This is a genomic window from Streptomyces sp. NPDC107654, assembly GCF_055639035.1.
Map to the genome: position 1 here is coordinate 240,445 of NZ_JBVKBI010000009.1, position 19,942 is coordinate 260,386.

Genomic DNA, 19,942 nt, shown 5'->3' on the forward strand with positions numbered 1-19,942 from the left:
GTGTCCTGGTGGCGCGGTTGTGCGACGGCACCGGGGAGCCGCCGGAGGTCCTCCTCGCGCCGCGCGGGTCCCTGACGGCCGCGGAACCGGCCGGGCGCCATCCGGGCGTGCGGGTGTGTGCCGGCAACCGGGACGGGGTGGACCGCTCCGACCGGTGATCCGGCTGACCGTCGTACCGTCGGACCGGAACCCAGGGTCCGGAACCCGGGGTCCGGGGTCCGGCTAGGCTGCCCCGGCCAGTGCGCCCAGCGGGTCGTCCAGGACCGGCTGCCAGGCCAGTTCGGCCGCGCCGACCAGGCTGTTGTGGTCCAGGGTGCACGGCAGGATGGGCACGCCGCCGCTCTGGCCCCACAGGCTGCGGTCGGCGACCACCGCGCGCAGCCGGCCCGGGTCGGCGTCCAGCAGGGTGCGGTGCAGTCCGCCGAGGATGATGCGGTCGGGGTTCAGGATGTTGACCAGGCCGGCGAGGCCCAGGCCGAGGCGGTCGATGAGGGCCTCCGCGGCCGTGCGGACGTCCGGGTCGTCGTACCGGGTGCGCAGCAGGTCGTTGGCCTGCTGGAGCAGCGACATCTCCGGGCCGGGCTCCCGGCCCGCCTCGACCAGCAGCGCCAGCGGGTCCGCCTCGACGTCCAGGCAGCCGCGGCTGCCGCAGTGGCAGGGGCGGCCCTCCGGGTTGACGGTGAGGTGGCCGACCTCCAGCGCGAGACCCGAACTGCCGGTGTGCAGACGGCCGTCCAGGACGAGCGCGCCGCCGACCCCCCGGTGCCCGGTGGCCACGCACAGCAGGTCGCGTGCGCCCCGGCCGGCGCCGTGCCGGTGTTCGGCGAGCGCGGCGAGGTTGACGTCGTTGCCGGCGAAGGCCGGCCCGGTGATGCCGGCCGCGTGCACGCGCTCGGCGAAGGTCTCCCGGACGGGGGCGCCGACGGGCCAGGCCAGGTGCAGCGGGTTGAGGGCCAGGCCGGCGGGTTCGGCGACGGCGGACGGTACGGCGAGTCCGGCGCCGACGCAGTGCCGGCCGGTGGTGCGCAGCAGCTCCGCGCCCGCCTCGACCACGGAGCCGAGCACCTTCGCCGGGTCGGCGTCGACGGTCTCGCAGCCGGGTGCGGTCGCCACGATCCGTCCGCCGAGGCCGACCAGCGCGGCCCGGAAACCGTCGGCGTGGATCTGCGCGGCGAGGACGACGGGACCGTCCTCGGCCACCTCCAGCCGGTGGGACGGCCGTCCCTGGGAACCGGCCGCCGAGCCGGGCCGGGCGTCCACCCGGATCAGGCCCAGCGCCTCCAGCTCGGCGGCCACCGCGCCGGCCGTGGCCCGGGTGACGCCGAGTTCGGCGGTGAGCACGGCGCGGGTCGGCGCCCGCCCGGTGTGCACCAGCTCCAGCGCGGGCCCCAGCGCCCCGCGCCCCCGGTCCAGCCGCGCCCGTGAGGTGGTCCTCTCCCCCGCTGTCCGGGGATCCGCCTTGCCGCTCATGAGGGCGAGTCTCCCATGATCCGTACCCGGAGTGGCCTGCACCGCCGGCTACAGGCCGCTCACCCGAAGGGTGATGTTCAGCCGGCCGACGAGACCCAGCCAGGCCGGGGCCGTGCCCGGGCGGACGCGGGGCACGCCGTGGTAGGCGAGCCTGGACGGGCCGCCGAAGACGAACAGGTCCCCGCTGCGCAGCTCGACGTCGGTGTACGGCTTCGTGCGCGTCTCGGTGTTGCCGAAGCGGAACACGCAGCTGTCGCCGAGGCTCAGCGAGACCACGGGCGCGTCCGTCTTCTCGTCGGCGTCGCGGTGCATGCCCATGCGGGCGTCGCCGTCGTAGAAGTTGATCAGCGCGATGTCGTACGGCGCGGCCGGTACGGAGTCCGGGCCGAGCGCGTCGGCCACCGCTCGGCGGCCCAGCGCGCCGAGCCAGTCCGGGAAGGGCTTGACCGGGCTGCCGTCGCCGTCGACGGCGGTGCGGGCGTAGGCGTAGGGGTGCCAGTGCCAGCCGAGGCAGACCTGGCGGGCGGTCATGGTGCCGCCGCCCGGGGTGCGGACCGTGCGCAGCCCGGCGGGGGGCCTGGCCCAGTCCCGGCAGGCGGTGAGCAGGGCGCGCTGCCGCCCGGCGTCCAGCCAGTCCACGACGTGCACGGCGCCCGGAGCGACTTCCGTGCGCTCTCGGGGGAACAGCTCCTCCTCCATGCCCCCATCCTGCCCCACCGGCTCTGATCTGCGGTTCCGATAGCCTGGACGCACGATGAGCGACCGTATGACGACACCGTGGGGCGAGGTCGAGCTGACCCGTTTCCCCGACGACCCCCGCGACCGGCTGCGCGCCTGGGACGCCTCCGACGCGTATCTGCTGCGCCATCTCGCCGAGGAGAAGGTGCCGCTCACGGGCACGGTCGTGGTGCTCGGGGACCGCTGGGGCGCGCTGGTGACGGCGCTGGCGGAGCACCGTCCGACGCAGATCACCGACTCCTTCCTCGGCCAGGAGGCGACCCGGGCGAACCTGGCGCGGGCCGGCGTGGAGCCGGGTGCGGTGCGGCTGCTCACCACGCGTGACGCGCCACCGGAGCGGGTGGACGTGCTGCTGGTGCGGGTGCCGAAGAGCCTGGCGCTGCTGGAGGACCAGCTGCTGCGGCTGGCGCCGGCGGTGCACGCGGGCACGGTCGTGGTCGGCACCGGGATGGTGAAGGAGATCCACACCTCGACGCTCCGGCTGTTCGAGCGGATCCTCGGGCCGACCCGGACCTCGCCGGCCCGGCAGAAGGCCCGGCTGATCTTCTGCACCCCGGACCCGGCGCTGGAGCGGCCGGTGAACCCGTGGCCGTACAGCTACGCCCTGCCGGAGGGCGTCGGCGCGGTGTCGGGGCGGACGGTGTTCAACCACGCGGGCGTGTTCTGCGCCGACCGGCTGGACATCGGCACCCGTTTCTTCCTCCGGCACCTGCCGGGGCCGGGCGCCGGGCGCGTGGTGGACCTCGGCTGCGGCAACGGCGTGGTCGGTACGGCGGTGGCGCTGGCCGATCCGGCGGCCGAGGTGTTGTTCGTGGACGAGTCGTTCCAGGCGGTGGCCTCGGCGGAGGCGACGTACAAGGCGAACGGCGTGCCGGGGCATGCCGAGTTCCGGGTCGGGGACGGGCTGGCCGGGGTGGCGCCGGGCAGTGTGGACCTGGTGCTGAACAACCCGCCGTTCCACTCCCACCAGGCGACCACGGACGCGACGGCGTGGCGGATGTTCACGGGGGCGTTGCGCGCGCTGCGGCCGGGGGGTGAGCTGTGGGTGATCGGGAACCGGCACCTGGGGTACCACGTGAAGCTGAGGCGGTTGTTCGGCAACAGTGAACTGGTCGCCAGTGACCCGAAGTTCGTGGTGCTGAAGGCGGTCAAGAGGGGCTGAGCCCCGGGCCGCGCGGTCGGACGGTCAGGCGGGTGCGCGGGACAGGACCCCGATGATCCGGCGTACCTCCCGGGCCATCGCCTCCCGGCCCACGCTCAGGTACTTCCGGGAGTCGACGGCCTCCGGGTGGGCCGCGAGGTAGGCGCGGATCGCCCCGGTCATGGCGCTGTTCAGGGCGGTCCCGACGTTGACCTTGGCGATGCCGCCGCCGACGGCCGCGAGCAGTCCGTCGTCCGGCACCCCGGAGGAGCCGTGCAGGACGAGCGGCACGGTCAGCGCCGTGGACAGCCGCTTCAGCAGGGCGAGGTCGAGGACGGCGGTGCGGGTGGTCATGGCGTGCACGCTGCCGATGGCGACGGCCAGGGCGTCGACGTCGGTGCCGGCCACGAAGTCCCGCGCCCGGCCGGGATCGGTGCGGGCGCCGGGCGCGTGCGCGTCCAACGCGGGCTCGGCGGACGTCCCCCACCCGCCCGGTCCGCCCTTGCCGCCGATCTGTCCCAACTCCGCCTCTATCCAGAGCCCTTGGGCGTGCGCCCAGTCGGCCGCGGCCCGGGTCGAGGCGAGGTTGTCGGTGTACGGCAGGCGGGCCGCGTCGTACATCACCGAGCTGAACCCGGCGCCGGGTGCCTGGCGCAGCAGGTCGTCGCTCTGCACGTGGTCCAGGTGCAACGCGACGGGGACGGCGGCCCCTTCGGCGGCGGCGACGGCGGCACGGGCCAGCGGGAGCAACCGTCCGTAGCGGAACCTGACGGCGTTCTCGCTGACCTGGAGGACGACGGGGGAACCGGCGGCCTCGGCGCCGGCGATGACGGCCTCGATGTGTTCCAGGGTGATGACGTTGAACGCGGCGACGGCGGAGCGGGCGGCGGCGGCCCGGGTGACCAGCTCGCCGGTGGACGCGAGGGGCACGTGGGTGTCCTTCCGGGACGGGTCCGGTGGATTCCAGGGGGTTTTACGGGACTTCCAGTGGGACTTCCGGGGAACTTCCGGGGAGGGACGAGGGTCGGTTTCAGGAGGCGAGGATCACCGAGCGGGTGAGGTGCCGCGGCCGGTCGGGGTCGAGTCCCCGGGCGGCGGCGACGGCGACCGCGAGCCGCTGGACCCGGACGAGTTCGGCGAGCGGGTCGAGGCCGCCCTCGATCCACAACGCTCCGGTGGAGCGGACCTGTTCGGCGAGTCCACCGGGTGCCCTGCCGAGCATCCAGGTGGCGGTGCCCTCGGTGGTGACGCTGATCGGGCCGTGCCGGTACTCCATCGCCGGGTAGGCCTCGGTCCAGGAGAGGGAGGCCTCGCGCATCTTCAGTCCGGCCTCGCTCGCGAGACCGACGGTCCAGTCGCGGCCGAGAAAGGTGAACTGCGTGCAGTGCACGAACCCTTCGGGCAGGGGGGTGGCGAGGGCGGTGCGCGCGTCGGTGACGACGGCGTCGGTGTGCAAACCGAGGTGGGCCCTCAGGAGGGTGAAGGCGGTGGTCGCGAACCGGGTCTGGACGACGGAGCGTTCGTCGGCGAAGTCGAGGACGACGAGGTCGTCGGCGGCGGACGCGACCGGGGTGTCCGGGTCGGCGGTGACGGCGGTGGTGCGCGTGCGCCCGGCCAACGCGCCCAGCAGTTCCAGCACTTCGGTGGTGGTGCCGGAGCGGGTGAGGGCGAGGACCCGGTCGTACGAGCGGCCGTGCGGGAACTCGGAGGCGGCGAACGCGTCGGTCTCGCCCTGCCCGGCGCCCTCACGCAGCGCGGCCACCGCCTGGGCCATGAAGTACGAGGTCCCGCACCCCACGACGGCGACCCGCTCCCCCGGCTCCGGCAGCGCGCCGCGGTGCCGCCCGGCCTGCTCGGCCGCCCGTATCCAGCACTCGGGCTGACTGTTCAGCTCGTTCTCGACATGGGTCATGGCCCACACCCTCCCCTGGCTGATTGTTCCTGCAAGATATAGCCAGCTTTCGAGCACTATCAAGCATGCGGACGGCTTCAGCGGGTGCGCTAAGGTCGCCGGGAGACCGAGGACGGTCGGAGAATCGAGCACGGACGAGCGCGGCTCGCTCGCGGAACGACCACGGAACGACCGCGGAGGGATCGCGGACGGGCCGCGGAACGATCGGGGAACGGAGGCGGCGGATGTCCCGGGACGCCCGCTGGAAGGCGCTGCTGGAACTGCTCGTGGAACGGGGCCGGCTGGAGGTCGAGGAGGCGGCGGCCGAGCTGGCGGTCTCGGCGGCCACGATCCGCCGCGACTTCGACCGGCTCGCCGAGCAGCAGATGCTGGTCCGCACCCGGGGCGGCGCGGTGGTGCACGGCGTGTCCTACGAACTCCCGCTGCGCTACAAGACGGCCCGGCGCGCCTCGGAGAAGCAGCGCATCGCCAAGGCGGTGGCCGAACTGGTCGCGCCGGGCGAGGCGGTGGGACTGACCGGCGGTACGACCACGACGGAGGTGGCCCGTGCCCTGGCGGTCCGCGGTGACCTCGCCTCCGGCGCACCGGCCCTGACCGTCGTCACCAACGCCCTCAACATCGCCAACGAGCTCGCCGTCCGCCCCCAGTTCAAGATCGTGGTGACGGGCGGGGTGGCGCGTGCGCAGTCGTACGAGCTGATCGGCCCGCTCGCGGACGGTGTGCTGAGCCAGATCACGCTCGACGTGGCGGTGCTGGGCGTCGTCGGCTTCGACGTCACGCACGGGGCGGCGGCGCACGACGAGGCGGAGGCCGCGATCAACCGGTTGCTGTGCGAGCGGGCCGAGCGGGTCGTGGTGGCCGCCGACTCCAGCAAGCTGGGCCGGCGCGCGTTCGCCCGGATCTGCGGGGCCGAGCTGGTGGACACGCTGGTGACGGACACGGCGGTGGCCGAGGAGACGGTACGGCGGTTCGAGGAGGCGGGCGTGCGGGTGCTGGCGGTGTGAGCAGACGGTGGTCCCCGCTGCCGCCCGGCTCAGATACCGCCGAGGTCGGCCTTCACGAACCCCGCGCCCCGCTGGTCGTTGCAGCCCGTCACCGGCCGGTCGGCCGGGTCCGGCCACGTCTGCGGCGCCTGGAGCGCCACGCTCACCAGCGTCAGCAGCAGGTCGACGTCGCTCGCGGCGTCCAGGCGCAGGGTCACCCACTGCGAACCGGGCACGATCCTGATCGCGCCCGCGTCCCGGAGATCCTTGGCGAACCGCCGGATGGCCCGGTTGGTGAGCCGGAGATCGACATCACGCTCGGAGTGGAAGTGGACGACCTCTCCCTGGGCCGAACTCACCGCCCGTCCGAGACCGCAGCTCGGGACGGCCCGTCTCAGGTCCGGCCAGGTCGCCAGTTGCGCGAGCGCGCGCGAGGCCAACGTCATGGGCCCATCATGGCGCGCTCACCCGCCCGCAACCAGCTCGTGAGCGAGCATTAACCGACCTGTATCCACAGCGCGTTCAGGAATCCGCACACAGCTCCCCCCATCGAACAAGCCCCCTCGAGGCCGGCCCGCCCGCCCCACCTCCCGCAACGCGCCACTCCGGCCCCTCAACACGCCGCTTCAGCCCCTCAACGCGCCGCTTCGGCCGGCCCACGCCTCGCTTCGGCCCGCCCCAACGCTCCACTTCCCTCCGGCCAACCCCCACTTCCGCCAGGCCAACGCGTCACTTCGACCGAGCCGACGTCCCACTCCGCACCCGGTCACCGCCTCACCCGGTCACCGCCTCGTCACCATCACCGCCTCGCTTGGAGCCGGCCGATCGCAGCCCGGCCCCCTTGCAGGCCTCCCCGCCGCCCCCTACCCTGGTTTTGTGCCGCAAATAAACAAAACCCGTTCGCACAGTGTCGTGCCGGGTCGGAACCTCGCAACGCTGCGGGTCGCGATCACCGCCTTCTTCGCGCTGGACGGTTTCCTGTTCGCGGGATGGGTCGTGCGCATCCCCGACATCAAGCACCAGACGCACGCCTCCGCCGGGGCCCTCGGACTCGCGTTGCTCGGGGTGTCCGCGGGGGCCGTGCTCACCATGACGCTGACCGGCCGGCTGTGCCGGCGCTACGGCAGTCATCCGGTGACCGTGGTCTGCATGGTCGTGCTCGCGCTCAGTGTCGCGCTGCCTCCGCTGACCCGCTCGGCACCGGTGCTGGGCGCCGTGCTGCTGTTGTTCGGCGCGGCCTACGGCGGGGTCAACGTCGCCTTCAACAGTGCCGCCGTCGACCTGGTCGCCGCGCTGCGCAAGCCGGTCATGCCGAGTTTCCACGCGGCGTTCAGTCTGGGCGGCATGGTCGGCGCGGGGCTCGGCGGGCTGGTCGCCGGCGTCCTCTCCCCCGCCCGCCATCTGCTGGGGCTGTCCGTGATCGGACTGCTCGTCACCGCCGTCGCCGGACGGACCCTGCTGCGCCACGAACCGCCGGTACCGCCGGAGCGGGCGCCCGCGCCGGGGGCGGAGCCGGGCGTCGGGACGGCAGGGAGGCCGGGCGGACGCGGGCTGGTCGTCGTGCTCGGACTCGTCGCACTGTGCACGGCCTACGGAGAGGGCGCGATGGCCGACTGGGGCGCGCTCCACCTCCAGCAGGACCTCGCGGCCTCCGCCGGCACCGCGGCCGCAGGATACGCGTGTTTCGCACTCGCCATGACCGTCGGCCGGCTGACCGGGTCGGCGCTGCTGGGCCGCCTGGGCCGGGCCCGTACCGTGATCGCCGGCGGCACCGTCGCCGCGGCCGGCATGCTGCTCGGCTCGCTCGCGCCCTCCGTGGGGGCGGCGCTGGCCGGATTCGCGGTCACCGGGCTCGGACTCGCCAACCTCTTCCCGGTCGCCGTGGAACGGGCGGGTGCGCTGGCCGGCCCGTCCGGTGTCGCCGTCGCGTCCACCCTGGGCTACGGCGGCATGCTCCTGGGGCCGCCCGCCATCGGGTTCATGGCCGACTGGTTCTCCCTGCCCGCCGCCCTCACCAGCGTGGCCGCGCTCGCCGCCGTGGCCGCCGTCATCGGGGTGACGACGCGACGGGCGCTGGGCCGCTGACCCGCCAACCGTTCGGCCACGACGCTCCGTTGACTGCAGTGAACGGCCGTGCGACGGTGAGGGCGCGCTGCTTTGGAAACCCTGGGAACGGGAGGCGGACCGCTGTGACCTTCGGAGACGAGGACTCGCGCCAGGCCATGGAGCGAAGCCTGACGCCCGACCGGATCGAGTGGTTCGAGAAGGAGTTCGCCGCCCGGCCGGCGAACCGGCTGATGCAGAACGCGGTCACCCAGACGCCCGTGGACGACGTGGCGCTGGACCGGCGGGTGCTCACCGGCATCGACCGCTCGGTCTCCCACCACCTCGACGACTGGAAGGTCACCAACCAGCGGCAGAGCGGGCGTTGCTGGATGTTCGCCGGGCTCAACCTGCTCCGCGTCGGGGCGGCCCGGAAGCTGGGCGTGAAGGACTTCGAGTTCTCGCAGAACCACCTCCTGTGGTGGGACAAGTTCGAGCGGGCCAACCACTTCCTCGAAGCGATCCTCGAGACCTCGGACCGGGACGTGGACGACCGCACGGTGGCACACCTGCTGGCGGATCCGATCGGTGACGGCGGCCAGTGGAACATGTTCGTGGCCCTGGTCGCCAAGCACGGTCTGGTCCCGAAGTCGGCCATGCCGGAGACCGACAGCTCCTCCTCGACCCGGGCGATGAACCGCGCCCTGAAGACCCTGCTCCGCCAGGGCGCCCGCGACCTGCGCCGGCTGGCTCCCGAAGGGGCTGCGGCGCAGCGGGGGCAGAAGCGGGAGGTGCTGGCCGCCGTCCACCGGGTGCTCAGCATCCACCTCGGCACCCCTCCGCAGCGGTTCCTGTGGCAGTGGGAGGACCAGAACCGGGAGTTCCACCGCGACGGCTGGCTCACCCCGGCGGAGTTCGCCGCCTCCTATGTGCAGCTCCCTCTGGAGGAGTACGTCTGCCTCGTGCACGACCCCCGGGAGTCCAGCCCCATGGGTCGTACCTTCACCGTCGAGTACCTGGGCAACGTCGTGGACGCTCCGCCGGTGGTCTATCTCAACGCGCCGATGGAGCTGCTGAAGCGGCTGGCCATGGAGGCGGTCGTCGGCGGTGAGCCGGTGTGGTTCGGCTGCGACGTGGCCAAGATGATGCGCGCGGACGCCGGGGTCTGGGACGCCGCGCTCTACGACTACGCGGCCGTCTACGACGCCCCGTTCACCCTCGACAAGGCCGACCGGCTGCTCCACCACGACACGCAGATGACCCACGCGATGCTGTTCACCGGCGTCGACGTGGTGGACGGGAGCCCGCGCCGGTGGCGGGTGGAGAACAGCTGGGGTGAGGACAAGGCCGACAAGGGCTTCTGGACCATGAACGACTCGTGGTTCGATGAACACGTCTTCGAGATCGCGGTGCGGCGCTCCGCACTGCCGCCCGAGCCGGCTGCCGCCCTCGACGGACCGCCGATCGTCCTTCCCGCCTGGGACCCGATGGGCGCCCTCGCGCACTGAGCAGGCCCGCGGGGCCGGGGTCCCGCGGATCGACGAGGACGCCCCACCCCGGGGCACTCCCGGGTTTCCGGGTGTCAGCCCTGTTCCCGCTCCACCGGAAGCCACAGCTCGGCGTCGGCCTCGGTCCTGTCCTGCGACAGGCGGGTGCGCAGGATCTCGGGGCCGGGGCGGCTGCGGTACGGGTTGGCCGGGAACCACTCCGTGAACACGTCCCGCCACAGCTCCTGGATGGCCTGCGGAACCGGCCCGGACGTGGCGAAGACCGCCCAGGTGCCGGCCGTGACCGGGAGGACCGCGGTGCCGTCGGGGGCGGGCGCCGAGGTGACCACCGCCTGGTAGTAGTCGAGTTCGGTGCCCTCGGCGCGGCTCGGGTCCAGGTCGTCGCAGACCGCGACGATCCCCTGCGGCTCCTGGTCCGCCAGCTCCTCCAGGCCCCGCAGGACCTCCGGGTCGATCCCGCTGACGAAGTCGATGATCGCCTGGTTCGGCCCCGTGTGCACCAGGGGTACCCGGGCCTTGAGGCCGACGACGTTGAAGTCCGGCCTGTCCACGACGCGATAGCGCATGCTGCTGCTCCCTTCGACGGTGAGGCGGAAGGACAACCGGGCCTGGGAGACGAGCGCGGCACCGGTGCGCCGGGCCTCGCCCGGCCCGACCCCGTGCACGGCGCGGAACGCCCGGGCGAACGCCTCGCCCGAGCCGTAGCCGTGGCGCACCGCGATCTCCAGGAGCGACTCACGCCCCGCGAGCACCTGGGCACCCGCGACCGTGAGCCGGCGTCGTCGTATGTACTCCGACAGCGGCATCCCCGCGAGCGCGGAGAACATCCGGCGCAGGTGGTACTCCGAGGTGGCCGCGACGCGCGCCAGTTCGGCCGCGTCGATCTCCTGGTCGAGACGGTGCTCGATGTGTTCCAGCATCTGGTTGAGACGCTCCAGCACTCCCGGTCCCCTTCCTCTTTCGTGATCACCACGCTAGGGAGCGGGCCCCCAGCCCGACCCGACATCCTGTGCCCGATCGGGTCGGGTCCGGAAAACCACGCGGGCGGAAGCGCGCTCCATCCGGCACACTCACCCCATGGAGACTGCCGAGTTCCTTGAGATCCTGGACCGCGAGGGCCGGTTGCTGGCGGCCGCGGCCGGTATGGCGGGTACGGACGCCAAGGTGCCGACGTGCCCGGAGTGGCAGGTGCGGGACCTGGTCCGGCACACCGGCACGGTGCACCGGTGGGCCACCGCGCTCGTCGCCGGCGGACACACCGCACCCCGGCCCCTCGGTGACCCGCCGGAGCTGGACGGCGCCGAGCTGGTGGACTGGTACCGGGACAGCCACCGGCTGCTCGTGGACACGCTGGCCGCCGCACCCGCCGACGTGGAGTGCTGGACCTTCCACCCCGCGCCGAACCCCTCGCCGCTCGCGTTCTGGACCCGGCGGCAGGCCCACGAGACGACCGTGCACCGCTACGACGCCGAGGCGGCACGCGGCGGTACGCCGTCCCCGATCGCGCGGGACTTCGCGGTCGACGGCATCGACGAACTGCTGCGCGGCTTCCACGCCCGCTCCCGGAGCCGGCTGCGCAGCGAGGAGCCGCGCGTGCTGCGGGTGCGCGCGGTGGACGCCGGCCCGGACGCGGTGTGGACCGTACGGATCACGGCCGAGCCGCCGGTGACCGTGCGGGCGGAGGACGGGCCGGCCGAGGCCGAACTGTCCGGTCCGGCCGAGCTGGTGTACCTGGCGCTGTGGAACCGGACGGCGCCGCCACGGGTGACGGGCGATCCCGCGCTCGCCGCCCTGTGGCGGGAGCGCTCCGGGATCTGAGGCCCGGTCAGCCGGTCTCGGACAGCATCCGGGCCAGCACCGCGCGCTGCACCGGCCGTACCTCGCCGTGCAGCGCGCGTCCCTTCGCGGTGAGCGCCACCCGCACCCCGCGCCGGTCCTCCGTGCACATCGCCCGCTCGACCAGGCCGTCCTTCTCCAGCCGGCCGACGAGCCGGGACAGCGCGCTCTGGCTGAGATGGACCCGGTCGGAGATCTCCTGCACCCGGTAGGCGCAGCCGCCGTCCGCCGCCGCGCCCTCGGCGAGCAGGTCGAGGACCTCGAAGTCGCTCGCGCACAGGCCGTGCCCGTGCAGCTCCCGGTCGAGTTCGCACTGGGTGCGGGCGTGCAGGGCCAGGATGTCCCGCCACTGTTCCGCGAGTGCCTGTTCGGGCTGCTTCTTCGCCGCCATGACCGCACCGTAGCAGAGAAACCAGTTCATTGCAGCGTCATTAAATGCGCTTGCATTTCATGCATGCGCATGTAATCTCGTCGGCATGACCTCTCCGCTCACCCCCGCCACGGCCCCCTCCCCGGCGGTCCGCTGGACCGCCCGGCTGTGGGGGACCCTGCTGGTGCTGTGCGCCGCGATGTTCCTGGACGCGCTGGACGTGTCGATGGTCGGCGTCGCACTGCCGTCCATCGGCGCCGACCTCGGCATGTCGACGTCGGCCCTGCAGTGGGTCGTCAGCGGCTACATCCTGGGGTACGGCGGCCTGCTCCTCCTCGGGGGCCGCACCGCCGACCTGCTCGGCCGGCGCCGGGTGTTCCTGGCGGCGCTCGGCGTCTTCGCGCTGGCCTCGCTGCTCGGCGGGCTCGTGGACTCCGGTCCGCTGCTGATCGCCAGCCGTTTCGTCAAGGGCCTCAGCGCCGCCTTCACCGCACCGGCGGGTCTGTCGATCATCACCACGACGTTCCCGGAGGGCCCGCTGCGCAACCGGGCCCTGTCGATCTACACCACCTGCGCCGCCGCCGGATACTCCATGGGCCTGGTCTTCTCCGGCCTGCTCACCGAGGCCGGTTGGCGGTTCACCATGCTGCTGCCCGCCCCCGTCGCCCTGCTCGCGCTGCTCGTGGGCATGAAGCTGCTGCCGCGCGGCGAGCCCGAACGCGACCACGGCGGTTACGACGTCCCGGGCGCCGTCCTCGGCACCGTCTCCATGCTGCTGCTGGTGTTCACCGTCGTCCAGGCACCCGAGGCCGGCTGGGCCTCGGCCCGGACACTCCTGTCCTTCGCCGCCGTGGCCGTCATGCTGGTCGCCTTCGTGCGCGTCGAGCTGCGCAGCCCGAGCCCGCTGGTCCGGCTCGGGGTGCTGCGCTCCGGGCCGCAGGTCCGGGCCCAGCTGGGCGCGTTGACGTTCGTCGGCAGCTACACGGGGTTCCAGTTCCTGGTCACGCTCTCCATGCAGCAGGTGCTGGGCTGGTCGGCCCTGCACACGGCGCTGGCGTTCCTCCCGGCGGGCGCGCTGGTGGCGCTCTCCGCGACCAAGGTCGGGGACGTCATCGACCGGTTCGGCACCGCGCGGCTGATCGCGCTCGGCTTCGTCCTGCTGGCGGTGGGATACGTGCTGTTCCTGCGCATCGACCTGCACCCGGCCTACGCGGCCGTGATCCTGCCGACCATGCTGCTGGTCGGCTCCGGTTTCGCCCTGACCTTCCCCTCCCTCAACGTCCAGGCCACCAACGGCGTGGACGAGCGCGAACAGGGCATGGTCTCCGGTCTGCTGAACACCTCGGTGCAGCTGGGCGGCGCGCTCTTCCTGGCCGTCGTGACGGCGGTGGTGACCGCGCACGCTCCCGGGAAGGCCACCCCGCAAGCCGTCCTGGACAGCTACCGGCCCGGCCTGGCCGTGATCACGGTCGTCGCCCTGGCCGGGCTGCTGCTGTCGCTCACCGGCCTGCGCCGGTCCCGGCCGGGCCGGTCCGTCGTGGTCGCCAGGTCCACCGTGAAGGAGGCGGACGCGGACCGCGCACCGGTCCGCGACTGACGGCGAGCGAACCGAAGGGCGCGCCGGCACCGGCCGCGGCGTCCCGGAGGTGAGCCGCCGCGACCAGGGGGAACCGCCTCCACGCCTGCGCCCGGCGGGAGTTGCTTGCCCGCCGGGCGCACGTCTGTGAAACTGACGGAATGTACGCATACGGGGGCCGCCGGACCAAGGCGGAGCAGGACGCGGCGACGGTCGAGATCGGCTACGCACTGGTCAGCGCGGGGTTCGCGGCAGCGGTGCTGTTCGGGGCCGTGGCCGGCCCCGCGTTCCTCTTCGACCTGCCCGATCTCCTGTCCGAGGTCCTGCTGCGGTTCGGCACGGTCCTCGCGCCGGTGGTGTTCCTGGCCCGGGTGGTCAGCGTGCTGGTCCGTTTCCGGCAGACGGCTCAGCCCAGCCAGCCGGGCCGCACCAACCCCGACTCGTAGGCGAGGACGACGAGTTGGGCGCGGTCCCGGGCGCCCAGCTTCACCATGGTCCGGCTCACGTGGGTCTTGGCGGTGAGCGGGCTGACCACCAGCCGGCGGGCGATCTCCTCGTTGGACAGTCCGATGCCGACCAGCGCCATCACCTCCCGCTCCCGTTCGGTGAGCCGGGAGAGCGCGTCCGCCGTGGCGGGTTCCTTGGAGCGGGCCGCGAACTCGGCGATCAACCGGCGGGTCACGCCCGGTGACAGCAGTGCGTCCCCGGCGACCACCGCCCGTACGGCGCGCAGGAGTTCGTCCGGTTCGGTGTCCTTCACGAGGAAGCCGGAGGCACCCGCGCGGATCGCCTCGAAGACGTACTCGTCCAGTTCGAAGGTGGTGAGCATGACCACCTTCACCTCCGCGAGGTCCGCCGCCGAGGTGATGCGCCGGGTCGCGGCGAGACCGTCCAGGTGCGGCATGCGGATGTCCATGAGGACGACGTCCGGTTGCAGTTCCCGCACCCGGCGCAGCGCCTCCTCGCCGTCGGCGGCCTCGCCGGCCACCTCGATGTCCGGCTGGGCGTCGAGCAGGGCCCTGAAACCGGCGCGCACCAGTGACTGGTCGTCGGCGAGCAGTACCCGGATCACTGGTCCTCCCCGAGGTCCGACGGCAGGACGGCGAGCACCCGGAAGCCGCCGTCGGGGCGCGGGCCCGCCTCGATGGTGCCACCCAGCGCGGCGGCCCGCTCCCGCATGCCGGCCAGCCCGTTCCCACTGCCGCCCGCGTCCGCACCGGTCGCCGGCCCGTCGTCGTCGATCCGCAGCCGCAGCACGCCGTCGCCGTACCCGAAGCGCACGCGCGCGTGCCGCGAACCGGAGTGCCGTACGACGTTGGTGAGGGCCTCCTGGAGGATGCGGAAGGCGGCCAGGTCGGCACCGGGCGGCAGCCGGGGCGGCTCGCCTTCGGTCTCGACGGTGAGGCCGGCCGCCGCGGCCTGCTGCACCAGCTCCGGAAGCCGGGCGAGGCCGGGCGCGGGGGCGCGGGGTGCGGCGCCCGGTGCGCGCAGGGCGCCGAGGACCTGGCGCACCTCGCCGAGCGCCTCCTTGCTGGCGGACCTGATGGTGGTGAGCGCGGCCCGGGCCTGCTCCGGGTCGCTGTCGAGCAGCGCGAGGCCCATGCTCGCCTGCACGTTGATGACGGAGATGCTGTGCGCGAGGACGTCGTGCAGGTCAGCCGGGCGAGGTGATCACCCGTACTCCCGGGGGAGTACGCGGCCCGGCACCGGGTCCCCGGGGGCGCTCAGCTGACGTCCTCGCAGGGCAGTCCGACGGAGGTGTACCTGCCGTTGTCCAGTTCCCAGCCCTCCGCACAGGTCTGGCCGGTCCCCCGGCCCTTCCCCGAGACACCGGGATAGGCGCTGTCCTTGCCCTCCACCCGCATGCCGGGGCCCCACACGTTGATGTGGCCGTAGAACCGGTTGGAGCCGCTGTAGTAGCCGCTCGTGGTGTAGCCGGACGCGTTCCCGACCACGTTGACGCAGACCTTGTGGTTGCATCCGTGCGCGTCCCGGTGTTCGGGGGCCTCGCTCACCCGGAGGCACACGTCCCGCGCGCACTTCCAGGCCGCGCCTGCGGGGGCCGTCTCGGCGCCTGCGCGGGCCGTCTCGGCGGCTCCGGCGGTCGTACCTGCCGTGATCAGAACGAACGCCGCCGCGGCGACGAGCAGAGAACGCATGGGACCTCCTGTGTGACCGGCTCAGAGAGCACTCTCGTGCCGAGTTAAGCCACAGCCGCGGCCCGCGCAGGGGAGATCCACCGCCAAACCACCCTGAAGGGGGCAACACGACGGAACCGGTGAGCGGTGGCGGGGCCCGGGCGGGCAGGGGCGGAGGCGTACGCCGTCCCGCTCACCCCCGTCCGAGCCCCACCCCCTCCGCCAGGCGGCCCGCCGCGTGCCGGAAGAACGTCTCGCGGTCCTCCACCACCCGGTTGAACTGGCCGAACAGTTCGAAGCCGACCAGCCCGAAGAGCTGGGCCCAGGCCGCCACCAGGGCCGCAGCGGCCTCGGCCGGCAGGTCGGGGGCGAGGTCGGCGGCGATGCGGGTGGCCTCGGGGCGCAGGCCGGCCGGCAGGGGGAGGGCGGTGAGGCCCGGGCCCTGGTGGGCGTCCCGGACGATGCCGATGAGGACCATGCCGACCCGGGCCGCGGGCGGCACGGTGGTCTCGGGGGCGGAGTAGCCGGGCACGGGAGAGCCGTAGAGGAGCGCGTACTCGTGCGGACGGCCGAGCGCCCAGCCCCGCACCGCCTCGCACACCGCGACCCAGCGGGCCGCCGGCGCCTCGTCGGCCGCGGCGTCGCGGGCCCGCTCGGCCGCCTCGCCGAGGGAGTCGTAGGCGTCGATGATCAGGGCGGTCAGCAGGTCGTCCCGGCTGGGGAAGTAGCGGTACAGGGCCGACGAGACCATGCCCAGTTCGCGCGCCACCGCCCGCAGCGACAGCTTCGCCGCCCCCTCCGCCGCCAGCTGACTGCGCGCCGCCTCCTTGATGGCCGCGGTGACTTCCTGCCTGGCCCGTGCTCGGGCGCCCTGTGCGGTGCTCATCCCAGCAGTGTGCCACGGAGGAGAGCAGTGCACACCAATGTGAGCGCCGCACCGAAAAGAGAGCACTGCTCTTGCTTTGGAGCACTCGCCTGCCCCACACTGGAGGCAAGCGAGAGCACCGCTCTCTCACATCGTGGGGGTCTCCATGTCGACGCACGTCATCAAGCCGGGCTGGTTCACGGTCCACGTCATGAACCGGGCCGTCTCCTGGCTGACCCGGCGCGGTATCAGCGTCTGGGGCTCCCGTGTCCTCGCGGTCCGGGGCCGCAAGAGCGGGCAGTGGCGCACCACGCCGGTGAACCTGCTGACGGTGGACGGCCGGCACTACCTGGTCGCCCCGCGCGGTCACGTCCAGTGGACGCGCAACGTGCGCGCGGCCGGCGGCGGCGAACTCCGCCTCGGCGACAACGTGGACGTCTTCACGGCCACCGAGGTCGCCGACGACGACAAGGTCCCGCTGCTGCGGGCCTACCTCAAGCGCTGGAAGGCGGAGGTCGGGGCCTTCTTCGACGGCGTCGGCCCCGACTCCCCGGAGGCGGAGCTGCGCCGGATCGCCCCCGACCACCCGGTCTTCCACGTCACCGTCAGGAACTGACGGGCTCCTCCGCAGGGGCGGCCTGTCCCCGGTCCAGAGCGGTCAGGGCGCGCTGGGCGAGCGGGTGGGAACGGACGATCTCGCCCAGCGAGGTCGAGCCCCGGGTGATGTCCCGGAAGGCCCGCCAGGCCGGGCGGAAGCCGGTGAGGGCCGCGTGGAAGAGGCCGGGGCGCTTCTCGAACACCGTCAGCAACCGCTTGCCCACGGCCATCTCGACGCCGAGCCCGGCCTTGATCGCGAACGCGTAGTTCAGGGCCTGGCGCCGGGCGTCCACGGCGTCGTGCGCCTCCGCGATGCGCACCGCCCACTCCCCCGCCAGCCGGCCCGAGCGCAGCGCGAAGGAGATGCCCTCGCGGGTCCACGGCTCCAGCAGACCGGCCGCGTCACCGCAGACCAGCACCCGGCCCCGGGAGAGCGGGGAGTCCTCGGCGCGGCAGCGGGTCAGGTGCCCGGAGGAGAGGGCGGGCTCGAAGCCGGCGAGGCCGAGGCGGGCGATGAAGTCCTCCAAGTACCGCTTGGTGGCGGCGCCTTCGCCGCGCGCGGAGATCACGCCGACGGTCAGTGTGTCGCCCTTCGGGAAGACCCAGCCGTAACTGCCCGGCATCGGGCCCCAGTCGATCTGGACCCGCCCCTTCCAGTCCTCGGCGACCGTCTCCGGCACCGGGATCTCCGCCTCCAGGCCGAGGTCCACCTGGTCGAGCTTCACACCGACGTGGGCCCCTATCCGGCTGGCGCTGCCGTCGGCCCCGACGACCGCGCGGGCCAGCACCGTCTCCCCGCCCTGCAGGACGACGGCGACCGTGCGGCGGTCGGGCACCGCCGAGCCGTGCTGCTCGACGCGCTGCACCGTGACGCCCGTCCGCAGCTCGGCGCCCGCCTTCTGGGCGTGCTCGACCAGCTGCTGGTCGAACTCGGCGCGGTTGATCAGCCCGAAGAGCGTCTGCCTGGAGCGGCGGGTGCGGGTGAAGCGGCCGTTGTTCGAGAAGGTGACCGCGTGCACCCGGTCCCGGAAGGGCAGCTCGAAGCCGGGCGGCAGGGCGTCGCGGGAGGGACCGATGATGCCGCCGCCGCACGTCTTGTAGCGCGGCAGCTCGGCCTTCTCCAGCACCAGCACGCGCCGTCCCGCGACCGCCGCCGCGTAGGCGGCCGAGGCGCCCGCGGGGCCCGCGCCCACCACGACGACGTCCCAGACCCGCTGCACGTCGTCCGCCGAAGAGTTCTCGCCGCTCACGATGGTCTACCGCTCCGATCAAAGCCGCTGCCAAGTGTCCTGTCGCATCCTACGGCGGCCGTCCGCGCAGGCCACTGTGGGAGGATCGGTGTCCTCACCCCGGACAACACCGGTGTACTCACCCCGTACAACGTCGCACCCACGAGGAGCGTGCCCATGCCGTCGAATCCGGTCGCCGAGACCGTCGCCTCGCTGCTGCCCCGGGCGAAGGCGGAGCTGGCCGAACTGGTCGCCTTCAAGTCGGTGGCGGACTTCACGCAGTTCCCGAAGAGCGAGAGCGACGCCGCCGCGGCCTGGATAGCCGACGCGCTGCGCGCCGAGGGCTTCACGGACGTGGCACTGCTGGACACCCCGGACGGCACGCGGTCCGTGTACGGCCACCTGCCGGGCCCGGAGGGCGCGAAGACGGTCCTCCTCTACGCCCACTACGACGTGCAGCCCCCGCTCGACGAGGCCGGCTGGGCCACCCCGCCGTTCGAGCTGACCGAGCGCGACGGCCGCTGGTACGGCCGCGGGACCGCCGACTGCAAGGGCGGCTTCATCATGCACCTGCTCGCGCTGCGCGCCCTCAAGGCGAACGGCGGCGTCCCGGTCGGCGTGAAGGTGATCGTGGAGGGCTCCGAGGAGCAGGGCACGGGCGGCCTGGAGCGGTACGCCGAGCAGCACCCCGAGCTGCTCGCGGCGGACACGATCGTCATCGGCGACGCGGGCAACTTCCGGGTCGGCCTGCCGACGGTGACCACCACCCTGCGCGGCATGACCCTGGTCCGGGTGCGGATCGACACCCTGGCCGGCAACCTGCACTCGGGCCAGTTCGGCGGTGCCGCCCCGGACGCGCTGGCCGCGCTGATCCGGGTGCTGGACTCGCTGCGCGCCGAGGACGGCTCGACCACGGTCGACGGCCTGGACTCCACGGCCGAGTGGGACGGCCTGGAGTACACCGAGGAGCAGTTCCGCGCGGACGCCCGGGTGCTGGACGGGGTCGGTCTGGTCGGCGGCGGCTCGGTCGCCGACCGCATCTGGGCCCGACCGGCGGTCACCGTCCTCGGCATCGACTGCCCGCCGGTCGTCGGCGCCACCCCGTCCGTGCAGTCGAGCGCCCGCGCCCTGGTCAGCCTGCGGGTGCCGCCGGGCGTGGACGCCGCCGAGGCCACCAAGCTGCTCCAGGCGCACATCGAGGCGCACACCCCGTGGGGCGCCCGGGTCGGCGTCGAGCAGATCGGACAGGGCCAGGCGTTCCGCGCCGACACCTCCAGCCCCGCCTACCAGGCGATGGCCGACGCGATGGCGGTGGCGTACCCGGGCGAGACCATGCAGTACGCCGGGCAGGGCGGCTCCATCCCGCTGTGCAACACCCTCGCCGGCCTGTACCCGCAGGCGGAGATCCTGCTCATCGGGCTGAGCGAGCCGGAGGCGCAGATCCACGCGGTCAACGAGAGCGTCTCCCCGGAGGAGCTGGAGCGGCTGTCGGTCGCGGAGGCGCTGTTCCTGCGCAATTACGCGGCGGGCTGAGCC

20 protein-coding genes and 1 pseudogene are annotated in these 19,942 nt (G+C 73.4%); 9 read left to right on the forward strand and 12 right to left on the reverse strand.

Features of this window, described 5'->3' with window-relative positions:
• Positions 1 to 222 precede the first annotated feature (222 nt).
• Both ACZ7N4_RS18545 and ACZ7N4_RS18550 read right to left on the reverse strand, forming a co-directional pair.
• Positions 223 to 1,470 carry an ROK family protein gene (locus ACZ7N4_RS18545; protein WP_471359373.1) on the reverse strand — a complete coding sequence of 416 codons (1,248 nt, stop codon included), beginning with the start codon at positions 1,468 to 1,470 and terminating at the stop codon, positions 223 to 225.
• Positions 1,471 to 1,518: 48 nt separating this feature from the next.
• On the reverse strand, positions 1,519 to 2,169 hold the full coding sequence (locus ACZ7N4_RS18550; protein WP_471359374.1) for an alpha-ketoglutarate-dependent dioxygenase AlkB family protein: 651 nt from the start codon (positions 2,167 to 2,169) through the stop codon (positions 1,519 to 1,521).
• A 67-nt stretch (positions 2,170 to 2,236) separates the two neighbouring features.
• Here ACZ7N4_RS18550 and ACZ7N4_RS18555 point away from each other — a divergent pair, with 67 nt between their 5' ends.
• Entirely contained in the window at positions 2,237 to 3,370 is a 1,134-nt protein-coding gene (locus ACZ7N4_RS18555) for a methyltransferase (protein ID WP_471359375.1), read from the forward strand.
• A gap of 24 nt (positions 3,371 to 3,394) precedes the next feature.
• Here ACZ7N4_RS18555 and ACZ7N4_RS18560 read toward each other — a convergent pair whose 3' ends face one another.
• Together ACZ7N4_RS18560 and ACZ7N4_RS18565 are read right to left on the reverse strand one after the other, a co-directional pair.
• Positions 3,395 to 4,279: a class II fructose-bisphosphate aldolase gene (locus tag ACZ7N4_RS18560; RefSeq protein ID WP_471359376.1), complete on the reverse strand. Its 885-nt coding sequence runs from the start codon at positions 4,277 to 4,279 to the stop codon at positions 3,395 to 3,397.
• A 100-nt stretch (positions 4,280 to 4,379) separates the two neighbouring features.
• The gene (locus ACZ7N4_RS18565; RefSeq protein ID WP_471359377.1) at positions 4,380 to 5,261 is read right to left on the reverse strand and encodes an SIS domain-containing protein; all 882 of its coding nucleotides are present in this window, start codon (positions 5,259 to 5,261) and stop codon (positions 4,380 to 4,382) included.
• A gap of 224 nt (positions 5,262 to 5,485) precedes the next feature.
• Between ACZ7N4_RS18565 and ACZ7N4_RS18570 the strand changes: the two genes are divergently transcribed.
• Positions 5,486 to 6,265, forward strand: a complete 780-nt coding sequence (locus ACZ7N4_RS18570) for a DeoR/GlpR family DNA-binding transcription regulator (RefSeq protein ID WP_471359378.1) — start codon at positions 5,486 to 5,488, stop codon at positions 6,263 to 6,265.
• A 29-nt stretch (positions 6,266 to 6,294) separates the two neighbouring features.
• Here ACZ7N4_RS18570 and ACZ7N4_RS18575 read toward each other — a convergent pair whose 3' ends face one another.
• A complete protein-coding gene (locus ACZ7N4_RS18575; RefSeq protein WP_471359379.1) occupies positions 6,295 to 6,690 on the reverse strand; it encodes a luciferase domain-containing protein in 396 nt (131 codons plus the stop codon).
• 430 nt (positions 6,691 to 7,120) lie between these two features.
• On the opposite strand from ACZ7N4_RS18575, the gene ACZ7N4_RS18580 reads away from it, so the two are divergent.
• Positions 7,121 to 8,329, forward strand: a complete 1,209-nt coding sequence (locus ACZ7N4_RS18580) for an MFS transporter (RefSeq protein ID WP_471359380.1) — start codon at positions 7,121 to 7,123, stop codon at positions 8,327 to 8,329.
• Between the two features lie 104 nt (positions 8,330 to 8,433).
• A complete protein-coding gene (locus ACZ7N4_RS18585) occupies positions 8,434 to 9,795 on the forward strand; it encodes a C1 family peptidase (RefSeq protein ID WP_471359381.1) in 1,362 nt (453 codons plus the stop codon).
• Between the two features lie 74 nt (positions 9,796 to 9,869).
• On the opposite strand, the gene ACZ7N4_RS18590 is transcribed toward ACZ7N4_RS18585, so the two are convergent.
• Positions 9,870 to 10,736 (reverse strand): AraC family transcriptional regulator, encoded by an 867-nt coding sequence (locus tag ACZ7N4_RS18590; protein ID WP_471359382.1) that lies wholly within the window; start codon positions 10,734 to 10,736, stop codon positions 9,870 to 9,872.
• A 136-nt stretch (positions 10,737 to 10,872) separates the two neighbouring features.
• Between ACZ7N4_RS18590 and ACZ7N4_RS18595 the strand changes: the two genes are divergently transcribed.
• Entirely contained in the window at positions 10,873 to 11,613 is a 741-nt protein-coding gene (locus ACZ7N4_RS18595; protein WP_471359383.1) for a maleylpyruvate isomerase family mycothiol-dependent enzyme, read from the forward strand.
• A 7-nt stretch (positions 11,614 to 11,620) separates the two neighbouring features.
• Here ACZ7N4_RS18595 and ACZ7N4_RS18600 read toward each other — a convergent pair whose 3' ends face one another.
• Positions 11,621 to 12,022: a MarR family winged helix-turn-helix transcriptional regulator gene (locus ACZ7N4_RS18600; RefSeq protein ID WP_471359384.1), complete on the reverse strand. Its 402-nt coding sequence runs from the start codon at positions 12,020 to 12,022 to the stop codon at positions 11,621 to 11,623.
• Positions 12,023 to 12,107: 85 nt separating this feature from the next.
• Between ACZ7N4_RS18600 and ACZ7N4_RS18605 the strand changes: the two genes are divergently transcribed.
• Together ACZ7N4_RS18605 and ACZ7N4_RS18610 are read left to right on the forward strand one after the other, a co-directional pair.
• Positions 12,108 to 13,598 (forward strand): MFS transporter, encoded by a 1,491-nt coding sequence (locus tag ACZ7N4_RS18605; protein WP_471359385.1) that lies wholly within the window; start codon positions 12,108 to 12,110, stop codon positions 13,596 to 13,598.
• Positions 13,599 to 13,738: 140 nt separating this feature from the next.
• A complete protein-coding gene (locus tag ACZ7N4_RS18610; protein WP_471359386.1) occupies positions 13,739 to 14,023 on the forward strand; it encodes a DUF6332 family protein in 285 nt (94 codons plus the stop codon).
• On the opposite strand, the gene ACZ7N4_RS18615 is transcribed toward ACZ7N4_RS18610, so the two are convergent.
• The 4 genes and pseudogenes from ACZ7N4_RS18615 to ACZ7N4_RS18630 form a co-directional block, all read right to left on the reverse strand.
• Positions 13,984 to 14,649 (reverse strand): response regulator transcription factor, encoded by a 666-nt coding sequence (locus ACZ7N4_RS18615; protein WP_471359387.1) that lies wholly within the window; start codon positions 14,647 to 14,649, stop codon positions 13,984 to 13,986. The two genes, ACZ7N4_RS18610 and ACZ7N4_RS18615, sit on opposite strands and share 40 nt — an antisense overlap.
• Positions 14,646 to 15,233 (reverse strand): annotated as a pseudogene (locus ACZ7N4_RS18620) (sensor histidine kinase); the annotation flags it as partial. The gene ACZ7N4_RS18615 and the pseudogene ACZ7N4_RS18620, both read right to left, overlap by 4 nt.
• Before the next feature lie 68 nt (positions 15,234 to 15,301).
• Positions 15,302 to 15,736: a hypothetical protein gene (locus ACZ7N4_RS18625; RefSeq protein ID WP_471359388.1), complete on the reverse strand. Its 435-nt coding sequence runs from the start codon at positions 15,734 to 15,736 to the stop codon at positions 15,302 to 15,304.
• 172 nt (positions 15,737 to 15,908) lie between these two features.
• On the reverse strand, positions 15,909 to 16,601 hold the full coding sequence (locus ACZ7N4_RS18630) for a TetR/AcrR family transcriptional regulator (RefSeq protein ID WP_471359389.1): 693 nt from the start codon (positions 16,599 to 16,601) through the stop codon (positions 15,909 to 15,911).
• Positions 16,602 to 16,746: 145 nt separating this feature from the next.
• Between ACZ7N4_RS18630 and ACZ7N4_RS18635 the strand changes: the two genes are divergently transcribed.
• A complete protein-coding gene (locus ACZ7N4_RS18635; RefSeq protein WP_471359390.1) occupies positions 16,747 to 17,196 on the forward strand; it encodes a nitroreductase family deazaflavin-dependent oxidoreductase in 450 nt (149 codons plus the stop codon).
• Here ACZ7N4_RS18635 and ACZ7N4_RS18640 read toward each other — a convergent pair.
• Positions 17,186 to 18,427, reverse strand: a complete 1,242-nt coding sequence (locus ACZ7N4_RS18640) for a geranylgeranyl reductase family protein (RefSeq protein WP_471359391.1) — start codon at positions 18,425 to 18,427, stop codon at positions 17,186 to 17,188. The two genes, ACZ7N4_RS18635 and ACZ7N4_RS18640, sit on opposite strands and share 11 nt — an antisense overlap.
• 156 nt (positions 18,428 to 18,583) lie before the next feature.
• On the opposite strand from ACZ7N4_RS18640, the gene ACZ7N4_RS18645 reads away from it, so the two are divergent.
• Positions 18,584 to 19,939, forward strand: coding sequence for a M20/M25/M40 family metallo-hydrolase (locus ACZ7N4_RS18645; RefSeq protein WP_471359392.1), 1,356 nt, complete (start codon positions 18,584 to 18,586; stop codon positions 19,937 to 19,939).
• Positions 19,940 to 19,942: the final 3 nt, after the last annotated feature.